Raw genomic sequence first — 19,308 nt, 5'->3', positions numbered from 1 at the left:
GAATCTTTTCTGACATGACCGATGCACCCTCCAAGACCGAACCCCCGGATCTGACTGATTTCAGCGAATTGCTGGAACAGTTGTTCGATGATGCGCGTGGCGAAATCTTGGGAACGCTGTTTTATCTGGTCGGGAATATCGAAGACGCTCGTGACGCGCTGCAAGAAACGTTCTTGAAATGTTGGCGGAAACGCCAGGAACTCTCGGACATCACCAACTTGCGTGCTTGGGTCTTTCGGGTCGCGCTCAATACCGGACGTGATTTTCGAAAGACGGCTTGGAATCGCCGTCGCCAGTCCCTAGCCGAGGACGCTGTGATGGTTTCTACCGCTGAGAGCCCCGATTCGGGGCTCGTCCAAGACGAACAGATACAACGCTTGCAACATGCCGTGCGGCAGTTGCGAGCCGAAGAGCAGGAAGTGTTTCTGCTGCGGCAGAACGGCGAATTGACTTACGAGGAAATCGCCCAAACCACTTCGCTCCCGATCGGCACCGTCAAAACTCGGATGCGCACCGCCATCCGTCAACTCCGCCAAAGCGTGGGGGACCTGTCATGAACCATATGAATGATCACGATGAACTGATGCAGCAACTGATGGAGTTGCACTACGGGCTGTTGGACGACAGCGAGGCGGCTGAATTGCGTGGCCGGATCGCAAAGGATCCCGCCGTCGCGACGGCTTGGGCGACCACTCTGCAATTGGCTGGCAAAATCACGGAGGCAACGAAGGTTCAACCGACTGGTGATTTGGCAACGTCGATGGGTGCGCTCCAAACGGCCTTCAAAGCAGATGACGGTCGAGACGTGAACGATCGAGACGAGGACGCTTTGCCGGCACATGCCGAGGCCAATCATCCTGGTGAAGGCGGCAACGCAGGATTTTGGATCACTGCGTTTGCAACGCTTGCCACGGCGGCATGCTTGGCCGTGATGGTGACCGGCTATCGGTATCAACAAAGTTTGCCAGCCGCGCCGCCGGCGGCTCTGCAAGTCCGTGCTCAATCGGTCGAGCCTGAGAAGGCGACGGCCAGTCATGAGTTTCGTTTCACCACCATGCGTCTATCCGCACGAGGCTCCACGGCCAGCTCCATCGTGGTCCCCGCGTCGATTTCGTTCTCGGTCCTCTCCAATGGTTCGGTGTTGTTCGCAGGTGAATCGGAAACCGGCCCGGACGGAATGTGTCGCGTCACGGTCCCCGACGATGTGGTGATCCCGCCCGATTCACGACTCAAGGTCACGGCCAACACGGACGGTGAAGAGCAAGCCAACGCGACGATCGAGATTCCCCTGGAACCGACGCGTTGTCTGACTTACGTGACCGTCGATCGACCGGTGTATCGTCCCGGCGAAACGATCTTCTTTCGATCTCTGACATTGAATCGACGTTCCTTGGCCGCTCACGCCGATGTGCCCATCGAATATCATTTGCTCGATCCCAGTGGTGCCAAGATCGGTGCGTTGGAGATCGCCGGAGTGACAGACCGAGGTGTGGGCAACGGTTCGTTTGCGCTGCCCAGTTTTGCACCGGGCGGAACCTACAAGCTGGTCGCCAAGAGCCTGGACGGATTCTTTCCCGACGAAGAACGTGAGATCCAGGTTCGAGCGTATCGGGTCCCGCGTTTCAAGAAAGATCTTGAGTTTCGTCGCCGCAGCTACGGAGCGACCGATACCGTCGAAGCCGACTTCTCCGTGCGACGAGCCGAAGGCGAGGTGCTGGCCGATGCAACCGCGGTGGTGACCGCTCGCGTCGACGAACGTGTGATCTATGAAAACACGACGCGGACCGGTGAGGACGGCACGCTGGCCATCGAGTTCAAGCTGCCCGAGGTGATCGAAAAAGGTGTCGGCACGTTGTCCGTGATGATCGACGACGGCAGCGTCAAAGAAACGCAGTCCAAGAGCATTCCGATTCACACCGGCAAGGTCACGATGGAGTTCTATCCCGAAGGCGGCTATCTCGTCGACGGATTGGACAATCGCGTTTACTTCAACGCTCGTGATTCACTCGGGGAACCGATCGAAGTGACCGGGGAAGTCCTCTCCGCATCGGGAAAGAAAGTGGCCGATATCCAAACGGTTCGCGACGGGATGGGCCTATTTCGGTTCGTCCCCGAAGTCGGTCAGCGATACCAAGTCAAGATTGTCTCGCCCCTGGACGTGACAAGCACGCCTGAGTTGCCCGCCGTGGTGGAGAACCTGCCGGTAATCGATACCCTCGATGGTGTACTCGATTCCAATGAAGCGTTGGGCATGATCGTTCGCTCGCCCAAACGTCGTGATGTGCTGGTTCACGTCGTCTGTCGAGGCGAGTTGGTTGGTCAGCAACGTGTCGCTCTCAAGAAAGGCGACAACACCATTGCGGTCGCACTGCAGCCATCTGCCAATGGTGTTCTGCGTGTGACCGTGCTGGATGCCCAGTCAACACCGCCGACTCCGATGGTGGAGCGACTGGTGTTCCGTCGCAGCGATCAGGAATTGAACGTACGCGTGGTGTCCGACGACGGAGTCTCTCGTGACAGTGCGATCGAACGATCGCCCGGCGAAGCCACTCGGTTGACTTTGCAGGTGACCGATGAAAACGATCGACCGATCGCCGCGGTGTTGGGGGTCAGCGTGGTGGACGACGCGTCACTGAGTTTGGATGAGACGGAACGTCCGACGCTCAAGACACATTTTTTGTTGACCAGTGAAGTTCAATCGCCAGAAGATCTGGAGCACGCGAATTTCTACTTGAGCGATGACGCCGAGGCTGCCGAGAGCCTGGACTTGCTGTTGGGCACACAGGGTTGGCGACGTTTTGTCAGTGGTTCGGCTGATCAAGCCGACGGTGCTTTTAAAGAGCAACTGACCAAGCTGTTGGATTTGGATGGAAGTCGAAACTCGGAGTTGCCTGTTCAGGTCAGCAACGAACCTGTATTTCACAGTCAGTGGAGCGTGTATCAATCCAAGATGCGAGACGCATGGCAAGCATTGATCGGCGAGACAATGGTATTGTTGCTGCTGGTCGGCATGGTGTGGGTGGTGTTCGTTGCTTTGATCAGTCTTTTTGCTCGGCGACGCACCGCATCCGTGTTCGCGGGGTTGTTGTTGCTGGTTGTGTCGGGGTTGATGATCGCCGGATGCGGTGTTCCCGAAAATCGTGTGGTCAGCACCGCTGAGATTAAGAGTGACGAGGCAGGCTCTGCCATGGCGTCCGGCGAAGAAGCGGACATGAGTGCGGCGAAAGCTTGGGCAGAAAATCCAACGGAAATCAAACCTGTTGAGTCGTCCGCGCCGGCAGCGGAGAAGCCCACCTCTGAGCCGGCTGATCTTGGTGGACGCGATGACGAAGCGAAGTGGAGCGACTTGGTCGATGCCGGACGTGACATGATGAAGGGGATGAAAGGCATGGACGGCTTTCCAATGAACGAGTTGGCAGGCGATTTCGCAGGTCAAGCCTTCGAAGACCGCAGTGACATGAACGCATTCGGTGGACCCGGCCTGGACATGGGCATGGGCATGGGCAATGCGATGGGACAAGGCATGGGTCTCGATCCGGTTGCCAATCGTCAACAGCGATTTCGCGAGCAGTTGAGCCAGTATGCAAACAGTCGTGGCATCAGCGGTAAGGATCTTGCCAATCAATTGCTGGCCGAATTGCGGTTCCCCGTCCGCGAATACGCTCACCAGCATCAACGGCCTGATCCGGAGGTGCGATCGGATTTTGCCGAGACACTCTATTGGAATCCTTTGCTGATCACGGACTCCCGAGGCAAAGCGACGATCCGATTCGACGTGTCCGACTCCGTCACGCTCTTTCGCGTCAACATCGATGGGCATACCACGGACGGAAGGATCGGCAGTGGGGATGCCGAAGTGGTCTCTCGTTTGCCTTTCCAAATCGAGCCCAAGTTGCCGCTGGAGGTCACCAGTGGTGACCGCATCGATCTGCCTGTCGCGGTCGTCAATGCGACAAAGGACGAAGTGGATGTGTCGCTTGACTTGGTCGTCGGTGACGAACTGTCGGCCGAGTCTACCGCGGCAACTTTGTCGGGCATCGCCGGACTCGATCGCACGCGGCAGTACTTTCCGTTGTTTGTCGGTTCTGGTCACAACGAAAAGACTGCGTCGATCGAGATCCGTGGCCGAACCGCGGCACCGGGCGGCCAAGTGCTGAAGGACAACATCCGCCGAACGCTCAAGATTTCGCCACGCGGATATCCGATGTCCTCGGCGCTGTCCGGGACGATCAACGAGTCCGCGGAAGTCGATTTGCCGATTCCTCGCGATATCGTGCCGGGATCCTTGGCTGTCACCTTGCGAGTGTATCCGTCTCGCTTGGCAGATTTGATGTCGGGCGTGGAAGGGATCTTGCAAGAACCGCACGGGTGTTTTGAGCAGACCTCCGCGACCAACTATCCCAACACGATGGCTTTGCTGTTGATGAAACAAAACGGGATCGCCAAACCCGAGATCACTCGCAAGGCGACGGGAATGTTGGAGCGCGGTTACGGCAAGCTGACCAGCTTTGAGTGCCAGCAACTCGGCTACGAGTGGTTCGGCAGCGATCCAGGTCACGAAGCGCTCTCGGCATTCGGCTTGATGCAGTTCGCCGATATGCAGCAGGTCATGCAAGTCGACACCGAGATGGTCCAACGCACACGGACCTGGTTGATGTCCAGGCGTGATGGCAAAGGCGGTTTTCATCGCAACCCAAGACACCTGCATGTCTGGTCGGTGCAGCAGGAAATCGTCAACGCGTACGTGATGTGGGCGTTGACGGAGGCCGACGTTGCGTCCGGCCAACCACAACGATCCGCCAGAGAGATGGCCAAGGAATTGGATGAAATCCAACGCGTCGCCCAGTCCAGTGAAGACGCGTACTTGATCGCATTGTCGGCAGCGACGTTGATGAACGCCGGGCGAGTTTCGGTCGGTGAAAAATTACTGAATCGACTCGGTGAGCTGCAAGCCGATGACGGTGGTTTGGACGGGGCAACGACCGTCGTTTCCAGTGGCGGGATCTCACGACAAGTCGAGACGACTTCGCTGGCCATCCTGGCATGGCTGAAAAGCAAGCAGCACGTTGAGCGTACGCGTCGGGCAACAATGTGGCTGTTGGCGCATCGTCAATCCGGTAGCGGATTCGGCAGCACACAAGCGACCGTGCTGGCGCTCAAGGCGCTCGTGGGTGCCGGCAAACTGTTGGGCAACAACTCGTCTGGTTCCTTGCAAGTCCAACTTGGCGACGAAACGATCGGGCAAGCGTCCTGGTCGACGATCGATAGCGGTGACGCGATTGAAATCCGTGGACTCGGTGATGAGTTGTTGAAACGACTCTCAGCCGATCGGGAAACGGAATCGGTCGCGTTGAAACTCTTGGCACCGGGCTGTGAAAGTCTGGCCTTCAGCATCGACATCGTTTCACATGCCGAGACACCGATCAGTGACGCGAGTTGTCCGCTGAAGTTGACGACGGAGTTCGTGGGAGGCGACAAGGCCACCTCGTTGACCGATGGAGCAACCGCAACGGTCCGTGCGACTTTGGTGAACACGACCGACGCCGGTCAACCGATGGCGGTCGCCGTCGTGGGATTGCCCGGTGGCGTGGAGCCAAAGATGGAGGAGCTGGACGAATTACAAGAGGCCGGCCAGTTTGACTACTACGAACTGCGAGGCCGGGACGTCGTGTTTTACTGGCGAACGCTGGAACCATCGGCGAAAAAGACGATCGATTTCACCGTCACTGCAACCGTCCCCGGCAGCTACACCGGCCCCGCATCGCGAACCTACCTGTACTACACCGCGGAGGCAAAGAACTGGACAGCACCACTGAAAGTCGAGACGGCACGATAGGGTGTAATGTTTAGTGATTCGGTCTGACCGGATTGATGGGACCTAGGGGACGCATGGGACTGATGGGACAGTAGGAAACCAGCAGGCCAGCACCACACCTTGGGTCACTGAGCGTGTCCTGACTCGCCAAAGAAAATGCCGGGCAAATAGACGATCAGTCCTGCGGCAAGCGAGACCAGCCATGCGGGCACCACATTGATCGCCGGGACGCCCAACTGAGCACCCAAGACGATCACGATGGTTGCGATCACTGCAAAGGGAGTCATTCGCCAGCCGGAAACGAACGCGGACATGGCCAGCAGCAATCCGGCGGCCCCGATCGACCAAGGATTCATTCCCCCGCCGACTTGGGCGTCCGCCATCGGCGTCTCAACGGCTTGTTGCCCCAACGCTTGCAGGTCCACATCGCCGGTTTTTACGGACTGGATCAATTCGCTGCTGAGCAAACCGGAACTTTGTGCCCAAATCCCGAACACGGCCAGCAGACAACATCCGGCCAGTAGTCGTGTGTAGCCCGACAACGCGAGTTTGAGCGGTTTGAGAGGATCGCGTTTGATTTTGTACTTGCCACTGCGTGCTTCGGCCAAGTCCGCTTTGATGCGTTCCCGCTTGGCTCTGGCTGCGGCCTCCGCGTCGTCCGTATTGATCGGCGCGGGCAGCTTAGCACCCTCCATCACCGCAGCGGCCATTTGCCAACTGCGCTCGCGTGCCTCTGATGCACTGAGTCCTTCGCTGACCAACCCACGTTCTTCGATGGCGGCCAACTGTTGATGCGTCTTTGACTCTTCGTTGGACTTGGCCATCGTGTCCAACCGATCGCAAATGCGATCACGCCAACTTGAGCGGGAGACACCACCGCGGAAACTCGGATCGTGCTGCAACCTTGTTTTCGCATCGATCAGCGCGCGGTATCCGAACAGGTCTTCATAGATCAGCTCCCAGCGTTTGCCGGCATAGCGGGCGGCAAAGTTTCGCAGGCCTGTTTCGTCGGCACCGGCGATCCGCAGATCACGCATGAAGCGTTCTGCTTGTTGCAACTTGTCCTCGCCTGAGCGTCGGCTCGGCGCGATCAATCCGAAATGATAACCCGCGCCGGCGGCCGCTCCGAGGATGCCGCCGATCATTGCGGCGGGCAGCATGCCGGCGAGAAAGCCGACCACAGCGACGGTCGGTATGGCGAACGCCGCCATGAGGTAGTCCCACCAAGTCAGCGTGCCGATCCAGCGGCGCATCGAGGTGGCGACAGGGCTACGTCCGCCCGTGGAACCCAAGATGATCGCTGTGGCCAAGACGCTCAAGCACAACATCGGCCCCAACGCGATCCAACCGATCGACAACAGGATCGGCAGAGCGATGGTGAGCAGGAGGGATACGATGGCAAGCGTCAGCAGCAGCGGCTTGCCCAACCGACGCATCGCTTGTGACGCCGCGTACTCGCTGGCGATCGACTCCCACTGGTCTGCTTGCTGCGTCGTCGGTGAAAACTCGCCGTCGTGTTGGATGCCGAGAAAGGCGTCCAGGTCATCGATCATCGTCGCCAGCGAGTCGTATCGCTGCGCGGGCTGTTTGGCCATGCACCGAGACACAATTTCAGCGAGTTGTGGCGGCACACGCGGATTGATCTTTGTCAGATCGGGAACCGGTTGGTGGGCGTGCATCGCCAGCACTTCGGAGACTTCCGAACCGTCAAAGGGTGCTTTGCCCGCGAGCATGTAAAACAGACTGCAGCCGAGCGAGTAGATGTCGGCGCGATGATCCACCGACGACGCATCGATTCCTTGTTCGGGAGCCATGTAAGCGGGCGTACCGACAGCGGTGCCCTGCATCGTCACGTGGGTACCACTCTGAACTCCACTGACGGCCGCCGGTCCGACTTCTGATTCGGGCTCGACCCATTCGGGAATCTTGACCAGTCCCAAGTCAGCGACTTTGACCACGCCGTCGTCACTGAGCAACAGGTTCGCTGGCTTGATGTCGCGGTGAACCATGCCGTTGCGGTGGGCGAACTGGAGCCCCCGCGCGGCCTGCAAGATGTAACTGGCAGCCAGCTTGGGATCGATCGGCCCTTTTTCTTGAACGAGATCGCCGAGCGTTCCCCCACGCACCCATTCCATGCTGAAGAAATGCTGCCCTTCGTCTTCACCAAAGTCATAGATCTGTACGACGTTGTGGTGCGTCAGTTGTGCCGCCGCATAGGCTTCGCGAGTGAAACGAGCCAGAGAAGCCGGATTCTGTGCCAACCGCGAGCGGATGGTTTTGAGTGCGACGTTGCGATCCAACGAGATCTGCTGTGCTTGATAGACGGCGCCCATCGCGCCACGACCAAGCATTCGCAAGATCTTGTAGCCGCCCAATCGTTGAGGGATCGGTGACAAATCGTTTGACGACGCGGCGGTTGCTGGTTTGGCAACGGATGACCGGGCTCCAGAAGGGGCAGCTGCGCCATTGCTGCCGCGACCAGACGATACGATCGCGGCGGCGTCACCGCTGAAATCCGCATTCGAGTTGCCCGTCGTGCTCGGGTCGAGTGTCGCCTCCAGAGTGGCAGACTGCGACGACTTCGCCGCAGCGATCGACGCGTCCATCGTTTTCTGGATCGTTCGCGCCGTGGTCTGCGCCGTGGTCTGCGCCGTGGTCTGCGCCGTGGTCTGCGAAGGCGCTATGGTTGCATCAATGGTTTGATCCGGATCCGCTTGGGTTGCCGAAGCTGGGGCAGCTTGAGTGGGCTGTTCTTGTGGAGCAGGTTTTCCGACGGCCTGAGACGGTGGTTTTTGTTCGGAAGTTTTCTCCGTCGGGATTTTACCGAATCGGATTTTGGGTGGATCATCATCTGAGACGAGCAAGATGAAGGGTTGTTCACAGTGCTTGCACTTCGGTTTGTAGCGTCCCGGTTTGGGTGTGCCGAGCGTCAGCTTTGCCTTGCAATTTGGGCAGGCTATTTGCATGGTCAAACTTCGAGGAGGCGGAATGCTGCGGGCGTTGGAGCGATACGAATGAACTGGTTCACGTAGCCGCGTCTCTCCGAGACGCGAACGTTCGCGTCTCGGAGAGACGCGGCTACGTGTGGTCGGCATCCCGCACAGTTTAATCGTTCGCGGGGCGTGGTTGGAAAAAGCGTCCCAGTCGCAGCCGGGTCGCGATCCGGGCCGCGGCCGAAGGACTGGCATCCCCCGACAGACGAAGCGGATCGTCTTCGATTTGCCTCGCTTTTCTGACCAGTTCGTCACCCACTGCGCCGGCGCAGCCGCACGACAATCCGGCCAGCTTTTGAAACCAATCGTCTCGATCGCCAAAGCCTGTCAACAACAGAGCGTCGGAGGCGATCATGCGAACGAGGTCGCGAACGTCGGCCTGGACTCGAAATCGCTCGAATGCGGCTTCGTCCCTATCCCAGGCCGACAACCATCGCGTCCATCCGACCAGAGTGGACGCCGCGTCGAACAGCTTGACCGTACCGTCATGATCGATCACAAGATTCTTGCCATTGACCCCGCCGTGACAGGCCCGACTTTGATGCGCGGCGTGCAATGCGTAGGCAACGGTGGACAGGTGACGCATGCGACGGATCAGCGACGACGCGTCAACGGCTTGATCCAGCACAGTGCTTTCTATCGACACACCGAACACCCAAGGACGGATGACGGCCAAGTAGCTCTTTTCGATCGCGGCGACTCGAGGCACGACCCAAGCGGGATGACCGACCTGACTGCTTTGTTCACACAAGTCCAAGACACGTTTGCGATCCGCCGCTGTCAGCACGCCCGAGAGCTGAATGACCTTCATCGCCATGTTCTGACCGCTGGACGAGTCGCGTCCCCTGAACAACCAGTGACCCGGTCCGCTGGCCACACAGTGCAGGCTCTTGAGCCATGATGGTGGCGTGACCGGCGATCGGACTTGCGCGAGTTGACGCGAATCACTTTTCGAGGCAAGATCGCTGAGCGAAAAATCCAGTGACTCATCCACGCTGTGTGTGGGTACCACACCGGAAAGTAAACTAGCCGATCCTGCGTCTAAGTCCAATCGGATCAGCTGGGCGATCGCATCTGCCTGTTCGGGAAATCGACCGATCAGCGTTCTTGCGTCCAGCGGCAGCCCGAGTTCTCGCGTGACGCAAAGTTCGGCATCGATCAAATCAAGTGTCGCTGCGGCGTTCTGTAGTGAAGAAAACTGCTGCAGATACGACTCGGTGTCGACCTCGACACCGGCGCGGCGTTGTTGGATCAAGTCGACGCAAGCCAAGTCCAGTAGCAGTTGAGCGGACATTTCCGCTGCCTGGTCCAGCAATTCACGAAGCGGTTGGCGGGGCTGTTGCTCGCGTCGTTTCGATAGCCAATCCATCCAGCGATCCAGGGTCGCGTCGTTCGATGGCTGTTTCAGCATTCACTTTCATCCAATCCGATGTCCTTTCGCACTCGATCCAAGGCGCGACGGACACGCATGCGAGCCGCATCGGGTTTCAAACCCAACGCATCACCGATTTCGCTCCAGTCGCGATTCTCCAACATCATGTCAATCGCAACGGCGTCATGCTCACCCAAAACCGAACGCACTCGTGAGGCGACTTCACGCCGCAGGGCCACTTGGCTGGGCGAGGAAATCGGCTGGCTGAGCCGAATGTCTTCCACCGGTGCCGACTCATTGCGACGAAAGTCACGACAGTGGCGAGCGAGGGTCCGAAACGTATCGACGACTTGATTGTCGATCGCCCGCAGGATGTAAGCGAGCACGTCGTCGGCTTGCAGGCGATCGGCATCCTTGCGCCGAGCCAAGTCGACCATGACTTCGTTGCAGATGTCCATCGATTCGGTTTGTCCGGTCAAACCGTATTGACGCAAACGCGTTCGGGCACGACGACGCAGTTGATCACCGAATTCTCGCCAGATGCCGTCTAGCGAACCGGGTGCAGGCGTGCCGGCCGAGTGCGCAGCATTCAATCCAGACTCGCCGAGATCACCGGGCGAGTGTGGGGTTGGATTGTCGTTGGATGGGAACGCGTTGGTCATTCTGATTTGGTTTCAGATGGTTGGGCGTCACCGCCTCGTTGGGCCGAACCGGATATCGCATTGTTTTCCAGAGTATCGCTCGAGTCAAAAACCCGTTTCTCTGTTTGCTTGGCCACCACGATCAGCATCACCCCGGCGATCAACAGGCCCGTTCCCAGCAATCGGATCCAGGACGTTTGGCTGCGAGGATTCCCCATCCAACCGTAGTGATCCAGGATCAAGGCGGCGACGGTCTGACCCGTCATGACGGCGGCAAACCATGGCAGTGAGCCGACTCGTGGAACGAAGTACAACGAGGTCGAAACCATGACGACGCCGATCGCTCCTCCGATCCAAACCCACCACGGTAGTGAACCGGGTGCCGTGGTGAATTTTGGAAACCCGCTGATCGAAACCGACAGCACCAGCAGGATCGCGGTCCCGGAAGCAAACGAGATCAGCGAAGCCTGCAATGGATGCACGACGTTACGCCCCAGATGGCCGTTCGCACTGGGCTGTGCACCCAACAAAGCCCCGGCGGCCAATCCGATCAATACCGCTAAAAGCAACATGCCTGAAAGACCTCGGAGGCGAAAGGTTGATGGGCCAGACCCGTCGCTGCCAGACCCGTCGCTGCCAGCGCTGTCGCTCCCCGGGGCACCGCGTCGGGGCGACATCACGCCCCGGCGACTCCGTCGACAGGCGTGCCCCTGACGGCGGCATCGAAAGCTTGACCGACCGACTCGCGGATCAATGGTCCTGCGATCTCGGGACCGCTGTGCACGATCGCGTTCTTTTCGTTCACGAAAATCAAACGCGGTTGATGGGACGAGACCTCATCGGAATGAACGAACGCATAGGCCGCGATGATGACTTGATCGCCGGGTTGGATCAGGTGCGCCGCTGCGCCGTTGGCGCAGATGTCCGACGAGCCGACTTGACCGGTGATCGCGTAAGTTTCCAGACGCGTTCCGCGGGTAACATTCCACACACAAACGGCTTCGTAGGCAGCGATGCCCGAAGCGTCCAGGAGTTCGGGAGGGATGGTGATGCTGCCTTCGTAATCGACGTTCGCCTCGGTCACCGTCGCGCGATGAATCTTGGCGGACAGCATTTTCCGAAACGGTCCATTCATTCTCTGATCACTTTCGTTCTGCGACCAGCGGCGACGAGCGTCACCGCGTGATCACTTCGCCCAAGAAAGGCGTCAACAGTTCTAACGTTTCTGGATCTCCGATCGCCAGTTTTCCAAAGCCCCGTTCACAGCCCAGCTCCATCGCTGCTTCCTGATGTTCGGGGTAATTGGTCACCAGCATGATCGGGACCGAGCCGACCTCGGGATCGGCTCGGATCAATTTTACGACTTCCATACCATCGGAGTAGTCTCGATCCAGTTTGCGATTGACCGTGACGAGGTCCACATCGCGCGTACGCAGCAATTCCAACGTGTCCTGAGCCCCGTGGGTCTGCACGACAGTTGCGTCAAAATGGGAAGTGACCATCTGTCGGATCGAGTGAAAATCGGGTCCGCAGTTGCCACAGTCAATAACAAGTCTGGTCATGGGAGTAAGCTCGAAGTCAAACGGTGCTATTGTTTCTCGATCGCAAAGAGCTTGTCTTTGGTACTGATATAGATTCGGCCATTGGCAGCGACGGGCGTGCTGTACACGCTGCTGCCCATGTTGATTTCTTCGATCGGCTCATTGTTTTCGGGGCCGAATTCAAAGATCGCCACATCGCCATCTTCATCGCCGATGAACACGTGCCCGTCGGCGATCAGCGGGCTGCCCCAGCTTTGGGCCAGCATGTCGTAGGTGAAGTGGACCACCGGTTGGCCGTCTTTGCCGTTGGCGTCCAAGCAGTGAACCAAACCGGAGAAGTCCGCGACGTAGAGCACATCGTCCTTGATCGCGATCGATCCGATGGTTCGGTGCATCTCTTCTTCGAAATCGATCTCTCCGTCGGCATTGGCGTCGTACATCGCGTAGTGCCAGATCGCTCCCGAGTTCGGGTTGTCGACGGCGATCTCACCTTCCTCAGCTTCGACCGCTTGGATCCGCTTGTGCTCGATCGGGACACGTTTGTCTCCCTCGACTTTCATCGCCAACTGGGGAGAAATGTCTCCACGCATGGTCGGATCGATACACCACAGGTGACCTTGCCCTTCACCGTGTTCGGGGTCCTGACCGACGGCCACATAGACGCGTCCTTCATAGACGGTTGGTGTCGCGATGATGTTGTTGCGGGTTCCTTCGCCACCGAGCTTCCATTCGGTGTCTTTGGGGTTGCCGTCAAACTTCCACAGCAGCTCGCCTTTGCCCGCGTTTCCGCTGTCGGCTTTGAAACTGTAAATCCAGCCATCGCCGCCGGCAAAGATTGCTTGGGGCACGCCACCGAGGACAGCAACGGTTGGGCTGGACCATTGACCGTGCAAGATATTCTTGCCGGGCGAGGCATCGCTCCAAAGCAGCTTACCCGTGTTCTTGTCCATGCAGATGAACGTCGGCGCGTCGGGGGAAGGCAAGTTGATGTGAGACTCATCCAAGCCGTTGCTGGTGTTGACGAACAACAGGTCACCGTAGCTGGTCACGCTGCACGAGCACATGTTGTGTTGGCTGACGTTGAGGGACTTCATCATGTTGAAAACCCAAATCACGTCGGCGTCGTTTTTATCGTGGATGCCGAGCTCTTTGTAGACACTCAGTCGTGGACCTTCTTTGTTGATGGTCAACGTGCGATCGACACCTCCGAAGTTACCGGTGAGGGTCCACTTGCTGCCTTCCGTGACGGCTTCGACCTTGACGTCTCCGCTGACGGTTTCGCCGGCGGTGTCCAACGCAGTCGCCAACGCTTCGGCAACCTCGCCCTTTGCCAAACCACCCATGGCGGCTTTGCCTGGATCGCTGGCCAGCATCAAATCGGCGACGCGTGCGGGTTCGGGGTCGACCATTCCGTCGTCTTCATCGTCTTTGAATCCGGCAGTGTCCAGACAGCGGACTTCCCCGCGACTGGTAACAAACCACAAACGATCTCCCTCCACCAACGGTGAACAGCAGATGCCTTGCAATGGCCAGTCGTGAACGCGACCGGTGATCAGCTTTTCGCTGCTGTGTTGCCACAGAAAATCGCCGTTGGTCTCATCAAACGCCAACAAGCATCCCAGGTCGACTTGAGGGTCATACCGCTTCAGGTGTCCTGCACCGTTGTTGGTGCCGACAAAAATGCGGCCGTCGGCGACCACCGGGTTGCCGTAGGTTTGGCTGCCCAAGTTGGAATACCAAGCGACGTTCAACACCTTGGACTTGTCCCACTCACCGGTGCGTCGATCGAACTTGCCAATGTTCCACTCCAAGGGCAGGCCGCTGACGTTGGGCGTGTTGTTGCGAAGTCTCGTGCCGCCCCACTGAGGCCAGTCGCCACCGGCCTCCATGACTTTCTCCGGCTCGACGGCTTCAGAGACCAACGTCTCCGTTGCGGGAGCCTCGGCGGCAGTTTCTGTTTCACTGGTGTCGGCGGCTGGCGACTCTGTTGCGGCCGGCGAGGGGGCAGCAGGCTCTTCCGCTGGTTTCATCGCGACCTTGGCGTCGGCCGATTCCGCGGGTGCGGTCTCGACAGGTGACTCTGCAGCGGCCTTGTCATCAGTCGTCGTTGCGGCGACATCTGTTTTCATCGGTGCTGGGGCTTCCGGTGCTGGGGCTTCCGGTGCCGGGGCGGGAGCATCTGCCAGCGGTGTTTCGACCGCGGCAGCGGATGCCGTTGTGACGTTGCCGGTGGTGACGGTTGTGTTGGACGCGGTCGTGTTGGACGCGGTGCTGACGGCAGCATCGGACGCCGTCGCGTTGGCGGAGGTTCGTTCGGCGGCCGGTCGAGCGGCGGTGGGCGGTTTACACCCGCTGACGAAGGCGGCGGTGATGGAACCCATCAGACAGGCGCCGGCGATACAGGTCCACGCGGAGAATTCTTGTTTACGCATTGCAATTTGCTGCGGGGAGGGCGGGTTGAATTTTTGTGCGTTGCAGCGTGACCGGTTTGGTCAGCTACGGGTAAGTTTTTATGGGGAGGTTTGTGCTTGTCGGGCGTGATTCGGAAACGGATTCGAAACAGACGCCCGACGTGACTCGGTGAAAGTAGGCTGGAACTCAGTCTTCGTTCTTTGTGACCGTAAGGTTGTCTAGGTAAAGTTCCGCGACTTTCGCGTTTCCGTAAAGCCCTGGACTGGCGGCCAAGTTGGGCGATTCGTCCCGAGCGGTCACGGTCCAGCCTTCGGGCTCATCCACATCTCGCGGCCAAACCTTGCCACGGACGAGAGCGACGGTTGAATCGCCCTCGCCTTCCAAGTCGACGCGTAGCTTCATGCGATACCAAGTGTTTTCCTGCCACGAGAATGGTACCGACTGGGCCATCCTGAGTTGAGCCGACCAAGTTCGGATCTGCAATTGCTGACTTTGCCCCATCAAGTCGAGCACGTATCCGTGTGCCGTCAAGCCGATATCGGGCAGTTGCTCTTCCGCTTTTTCGCCCCGCACGTCGGCGGCGATCGTGTACTCGGACAAATCACTGGGCCCCATCCACGCTCGGCTTCGTGCTCCCTTGGGGATGGTACTGATCTTGGTCAGCACGTTCGATCCATCGACAGGGCGAATCACGTGACGGTATCGGGCACCGACCCATGATACCGGCGGTTCCTGCAGTTTGTCGAAGGTAAAGTTCCAAGGCAGCGGTGGGACGATTCTCAATCGTGCTTGTCCGGTCACACCATCGAGCGTCGCAGTAACGATGGCAGCGGTGTGCTGGGCATCGGCATTTGCTGTCAATTTGTTGCCATCGATCTGGGCTGGCCCTTCGACGGTGTAGGAGACCCCGGACTCGGGTGTCGGCAGCTGCTGTCCGATGGCGTTGAAGACGTTGACAGAGAATTCGATCGACTCGCCCGGTTGGATCAAGGACTCGGCGGGCAAGACTTGGATCTGTGCGATCTTGGAGTCTTCGCTGACGGGAGTCTCTGTTCCCAGGCTTTCCGTCATCGTCTGTGCGGTCTGCTTGCCCTCACCCGTGCCCACACAATAGAGCGTGGTGGTGCTGGGGAAATAGAGTCGCCCATCGGCAACGATCGGTGATCCGGAGAAACCCGTGTCACGCACTCGGCCTTTGTTGAGGACTTCGTATCCGTCGGACGTCGGTTTGACGATCGCCCATCGGCCGTTCTCGGTCAAAACATAAATCTTTCCGTCGGCGTACAACAACGCAGCGCGTTGGCGCGAGCCGGCAAAGGACTCTTTCTCGATGAGCGGTTCGCCGGTCTCCGCGTTGAAGACCCACATTTTGCAGCGGTCATCGACGACGTACAGACGGTCCTCTACCAAGACGGGCTCGCTGTACCCGCAGACGACTTCGAATTGCTTCCACAACTCTTTCGCTTTGGTTTGGTCGCCGGTGCCTGAAATCTCAAGGGCCGCGACCGCGCCCATGATGCTTTCATCACCGTAGTTTTCTTCACTGTGCGAGCAGAACACTTTGTTACCCACGACCAGCGGCGTGGCAAAGATTCCACGACGCGAAAGGTCGTAGTGCCACAATGGCTTGCCCGTCCGCGGTTGAAATCCCCAAACCGCGCCATCGCCCGTTCCCATGATCAACTGACGTTGCCCGTCGATGGTCACCAATGACGGTGCCGAGTAGGTGGTGTCGTAAGGCAGGTCCCTCGTACCGGAGAACCAGCGAACAGCACCGGTCCGTTTGTCCAACGCCAAGATCCGGTGATTGGGTTTGGCGGCTTCGCCCCAGTTGATGATGATCCCGCTGATGATCACGAGGTCTTCGTGGACGATGGGAAAGTTGGTGCGGCCACCGTAGGTGCTGAGCATTCCGTATTGTTCGTGCAGTGGGACCTTCCAAATCACTTCGCCGGTTTTGCCATCAAAGCATTGAAAGACATCGCAGGCACCCAAAGCGTAGACGTAACCCGTTTCTGGATCTCCGACGACACTGCTCCAGCCGATCCGCTCGGCGGGCACGTCGGAAAGCCAAACGTTGAAACTGGTTTCCCAAATCGTTTCACCCGTTGCCCCGTTCAGGCAGACCACCTTTTCGCCTTCGGTCGGCTCTCCGGGCTCGTTGCGTTGGATGGTGTAGAGATTGCCGTTCATGACGATCGGGGTGCATGGGCCGCCGATGTCCTCGCGTTTCCACAGCACGTTGCTGCCTTCGCCGCCATCGGGATCCCAAGAATCAGGCAGTCCCGTTGCCTCGGCGGTGCCGTCCATCGCCGGACCACGCCAATACGTCCAGTCGGCCGCCGTAGACTGCTGGGCGTCAGCGAGTGCAAAACCGGAAACAACCAAGACAGCAATGACGATCCAGGCAAAGCGGGATCGTCCGTTGGTCGCATCGTGGCATCGAACGCTTGTCCTGCCTGCACGACAAGAATCACGGTGGGTGAACCAAATATTGCTATCTCGCATCGGTTGGTATCTCTCGGTGTTTGCTTGAAGGATGGGATGGGAGTGATGGACCATCAGGTCGCAAAGTGCCAGCTAAGTAGCACGGACCGGCTAAGTAGCAGGGGCCGGCTCCGTCGCCGCGAAATTGGCACACTCGCATCAAGCTGCTGACTTGGTGCAAGAAGCGGGCCAACGATGTGCGGCCCCGGGGCTCATTCGTCTGGAAAGTATTCGTCTGGAAAGTATTCGTCGTGGGGGTCAAATTTGGGGATGCAACATATCAACACCGTCATCCGCCCGACGGCCCGATGAACGACCCCCGGGGGAATCATCACCGAAGTCAATGGTTTCACGCTCTGGGCGACACCATCCAACTCGATCGCCGCGTCGGCATCGCAATCCAGGATGGTGTAGACCTCGGTCAGTCGCTGATGGAAATGAGCGCGGGCGTCGGTGTGAATGTTCGTCAGGTGGATTGTACCCGGAAATTCTGTGCAGTCAGCAAATCCTCGTCGAGCCTGCCCACAAGGACAGTCCACAGGGGGCAAGTCCGGCAGATGTACCAAGCGAGCGGTCGGCGGGGATGAGCTGGGATTCATGAGGTCGATGTGCCAATGGGCCCGTAATCGGGCCAACGTCGTATGGTGGTGGCTGGCAATCGCGACTGATGGTGGGCAGGCGATCGGTGGGACCGCATTCAGCGGCAAAATGCTGCCGAGAATCGGCGTTGGTGGGGATGTTTATGGCAAGCCTGCAGAGGGGGATTGCATTGCAAGCTTAACGGCGAGACTCAATCGTGACATCGTTTCGCCACCCTGGCAGGCAATTCTAGGAGGCTTGCAAGCCGGTTCGCGGAATCACACAGGACAGGTCGGGTTACCCCTGTTTGGGGAGCTTTTTCTCGGCCCGAAGGCCTTCAGTGGTAGTTTATACCGATCTTAATCAATCTTCCATGCGTGCATCCGGAGGAATCGCGGAAGGCCGAAAAACTCGCTAGGGCGACGCGATCGGCATAGTTTCCCAAACTACCGAAAATGCCTTGTAGCACTGATTCTACCCATGATCCGGGCCGATACGTATGTTGACTCAGGTCATCGAAAACTTCCGGCTCGTGGCCGGCTGAAAACGATGAGCTGAAATGACCCAGAGTCACTGACAACGGACGTCAGGACTTGCCAGTGGTCATCGAAACGATTGAAACGCGATGACTCTGATCTGTTCCACCGCAGCATCAGAGAGGTCAAGGATGACGAAGCCGGCGGGTCGGGTGTCCCGCACAACGGAAGCTTCATCTCTTGAATTGGTGAACAAGCGAAACTCCGGGCCGGCACTGTCGATCCCAAAGTTGCTTTCTCGCCTCGTTTTTCTCTCGCAGATGATCGACTGCGAATTATCTCCCGCAAAGAGACATTAAGGAGACGTGGCTCCAATGAAACGAACAATACTTTGTTTGACACTCGTCCTTGGCACCAGCATGTGTAGCCAAAGCTTCGGGTTTGACCTTTTGGAAAAAATGATGGGCATGAAGGGTTGTGGCAAAGCTACAGCATGCTGCGATACCGGTTGCGAACCGGCTTGCGGTTGCGAAGCTCCTTGCAACACCTGTGATACGCCCTGTGGTTGTACTTCAGAGCCAGCATGTGGCTGTGAAGCACCTTGCGGTTGCACCGCAGAGCCAGCTTGCGGCTGCGAAGCACCTTGCGGATGCAGCGACCCTGCTCCCTGTGGATGTGCAGAACCAGCTTGTGGTTGCGAAGCCCCATGCGGCGGATGTGCAGAACCAGCTGCTTGCGGATGTGCAGAACCAGCTTGTGGCTGCGAAGCTCCTTGCGGCGGATGTGCAGAACCAGCTTGTGGTTGCGAAGCTCCTTGTGGTTGCACCGCTGAACCAGCCTGTGGCTGCGAACCAGCTTGCGGTTGCAGCAAGAAGGGCGGATTGCTGAGCGGTTTGTTCAGCTGCAAAAAGAAGTCGACCTGCTGCGAGCCAGCTTGCGGTTGCGAAACTCCAGCTTGCGGTTGTGCCGCTGATCCCACCTGCGGATGCGGC

12 protein-coding genes are annotated in these 19,308 nt (G+C 58.4%); 3 read left to right on the top strand and 9 right to left on the bottom strand.

Annotated features, from left to right (window positions below):
• The first annotated feature begins 14 nt into the window (after positions 1-14).
• Positions 15-557, top strand: coding sequence for an RNA polymerase sigma factor (locus tag Pla52nx_RS30015; RefSeq protein WP_231742738.1), 543 nt, complete (start codon positions 15-17; stop codon positions 555-557).
• Positions 554-5,836: an MG2 domain-containing protein gene (locus Pla52nx_RS30010; RefSeq protein ID WP_146523184.1), complete on the top strand. Its 5,283-nt coding sequence runs from the start codon at positions 554-556 to the stop codon at positions 5,834-5,836. The genes Pla52nx_RS30015 and Pla52nx_RS30010 overlap by 4 nt, the downstream gene beginning before the upstream one ends.
• Positions 5,837-5,940: 104 nt before the next feature.
• Here the strand turns inward: Pla52nx_RS30010 and Pla52nx_RS30005 are convergent, their stop codons facing one another.
• From Pla52nx_RS30005 to Pla52nx_RS29965, 9 genes are all read right to left on the bottom strand, one after another.
• Entirely contained in the window at positions 5,941-8,781 is a 2,841-nt protein-coding gene (locus Pla52nx_RS30005) for a serine/threonine-protein kinase (protein WP_146523185.1), read from the bottom strand.
• 139 nt (positions 8,782-8,920) lie between these two features.
• On the bottom strand, positions 8,921-10,219 hold the full coding sequence (locus Pla52nx_RS30000) for a hypothetical protein (protein WP_146523186.1): 1,299 nt from the start codon (positions 10,217-10,219) through the stop codon (positions 8,921-8,923).
• The gene (locus Pla52nx_RS29995) at positions 10,213-10,842 is read right to left on the bottom strand and encodes an RNA polymerase sigma factor (RefSeq protein WP_146523187.1); all 630 of its coding nucleotides are present in this window, start codon (positions 10,840-10,842) and stop codon (positions 10,213-10,215) included. The genes Pla52nx_RS30000 and Pla52nx_RS29995 overlap by 7 nt, the downstream gene beginning before the upstream one ends.
• The gene (locus Pla52nx_RS29990) at positions 10,839-11,393 is read right to left on the bottom strand and encodes a DMT family transporter (RefSeq protein WP_146523188.1); all 555 of its coding nucleotides are present in this window, start codon (positions 11,391-11,393) and stop codon (positions 10,839-10,841) included. The genes Pla52nx_RS29995 and Pla52nx_RS29990 overlap by 4 nt, the downstream gene beginning before the upstream one ends.
• A 104-nt stretch (positions 11,394-11,497) precedes the next feature.
• Entirely contained in the window at positions 11,498-11,956 is a 459-nt protein-coding gene (panD, locus tag Pla52nx_RS29985; protein WP_146523189.1) for an aspartate 1-decarboxylase, read from the bottom strand.
• Positions 11,957-11,996: 40 nt separating this feature from the next.
• The gene (locus Pla52nx_RS29980) at positions 11,997-12,383 is read right to left on the bottom strand and encodes a response regulator (RefSeq protein ID WP_146523190.1); all 387 of its coding nucleotides are present in this window, start codon (positions 12,381-12,383) and stop codon (positions 11,997-11,999) included.
• 26 nt (positions 12,384-12,409) lie between these two features.
• On the bottom strand, positions 12,410-14,392 hold the full coding sequence (locus Pla52nx_RS29975) for a PQQ-binding-like beta-propeller repeat protein (RefSeq protein WP_231742747.1): 1,983 nt from the start codon (positions 14,390-14,392) through the stop codon (positions 12,410-12,412).
• A 568-nt stretch (positions 14,393-14,960) separates the two neighbouring features.
• The gene (locus Pla52nx_RS29970; protein WP_146523192.1) at positions 14,961-17,282 is read right to left on the bottom strand and encodes a PQQ-binding-like beta-propeller repeat protein; all 2,322 of its coding nucleotides are present in this window, start codon (positions 17,280-17,282) and stop codon (positions 14,961-14,963) included.
• Positions 17,283-17,473: 191 nt separating this feature from the next.
• On the bottom strand, positions 17,474-17,860 hold the full coding sequence (locus tag Pla52nx_RS29965) for a cupin domain-containing protein (RefSeq protein ID WP_146523193.1): 387 nt from the start codon (positions 17,858-17,860) through the stop codon (positions 17,474-17,476).
• A gap of 933 nt (positions 17,861-18,793) precedes the next feature.
• On the opposite strand from Pla52nx_RS29965, the gene Pla52nx_RS29960 reads away from it, so the two are divergent.
• Positions 18,794-19,204 carry a hypothetical protein gene (locus Pla52nx_RS29960; protein WP_342190292.1) on the top strand — a complete coding sequence of 137 codons (411 nt, stop codon included), beginning with the start codon at positions 18,794-18,796 and terminating at the stop codon, positions 19,202-19,204.
• Positions 19,205-19,308 lie beyond the last annotated feature (104 nt).

It is taken from the genome of Stieleria varia, from assembly GCF_038443385.1.
GTDB classification, from domain to species: Bacteria; Planctomycetota; Planctomycetia; order Pirellulales; family Pirellulaceae; genus Stieleria; species Stieleria varia.
This window is presented reverse-complemented; position numbering and strand designations above follow the sequence as displayed.

Excerpts from the sequence above, each read along its gene's own strand:
- Pla52nx_RS30005 (WP_146523185.1), bottom strand. The coding sequence starts at position 8,781 with ATGCAAATAGCCTGCCCAAATTGCAAGGCAAAGCTGACGCTCGGCACA.
- Pla52nx_RS29995 (WP_146523187.1), bottom strand. The coding sequence starts at position 10,842 with ATGACCAACGCGTTCCCATCCAACGACAATCCAACCCCACACTCGCCC.
- Pla52nx_RS29980 (WP_146523190.1), bottom strand. The coding sequence starts at position 12,383 with ATGACCAGACTTGTTATTGACTGTGGCAACTGCGGACCCGATTTTCAC.
- Pla52nx_RS29990 (WP_146523188.1), bottom strand. The coding sequence starts at position 11,393 with ATGTTGCTTTTAGCGGTATTGATCGGATTGGCCGCCGGGGCTTTGTTG.
- Pla52nx_RS30010 (WP_146523184.1), top strand. The coding sequence starts at position 554 with ATGAACCATATGAATGATCACGATGAACTGATGCAGCAACTGATGGAG.
- Pla52nx_RS30000 (WP_146523186.1), bottom strand. The coding sequence starts at position 10,219 with ATGCTGAAACAGCCATCGAACGACGCGACCCTGGATCGCTGGATGGAT.
- panD (WP_146523189.1), bottom strand. The coding sequence starts at position 11,956 with ATGAATGGACCGTTTCGGAAAATGCTGTCCGCCAAGATTCATCGCGCG.
- Pla52nx_RS30015 (WP_231742738.1), top strand. The coding sequence starts at position 15 with ATGACCGATGCACCCTCCAAGACCGAACCCCCGGATCTGACTGATTTC.
- Pla52nx_RS29970 (WP_146523192.1), bottom strand. The coding sequence starts at position 17,282 with ATGCGAGATAGCAATATTTGGTTCACCCACCGTGATTCTTGTCGTGCA.
- Pla52nx_RS29975 (WP_231742747.1), bottom strand. The coding sequence starts at position 14,392 with ATGAAACCAGCGGAAGAGCCTGCTGCCCCCTCGCCGGCCGCAACAGAG.
- Pla52nx_RS29965 (WP_146523193.1), bottom strand. The coding sequence starts at position 17,860 with ATGAATCCCAGCTCATCCCCGCCGACCGCTCGCTTGGTACATCTGCCG.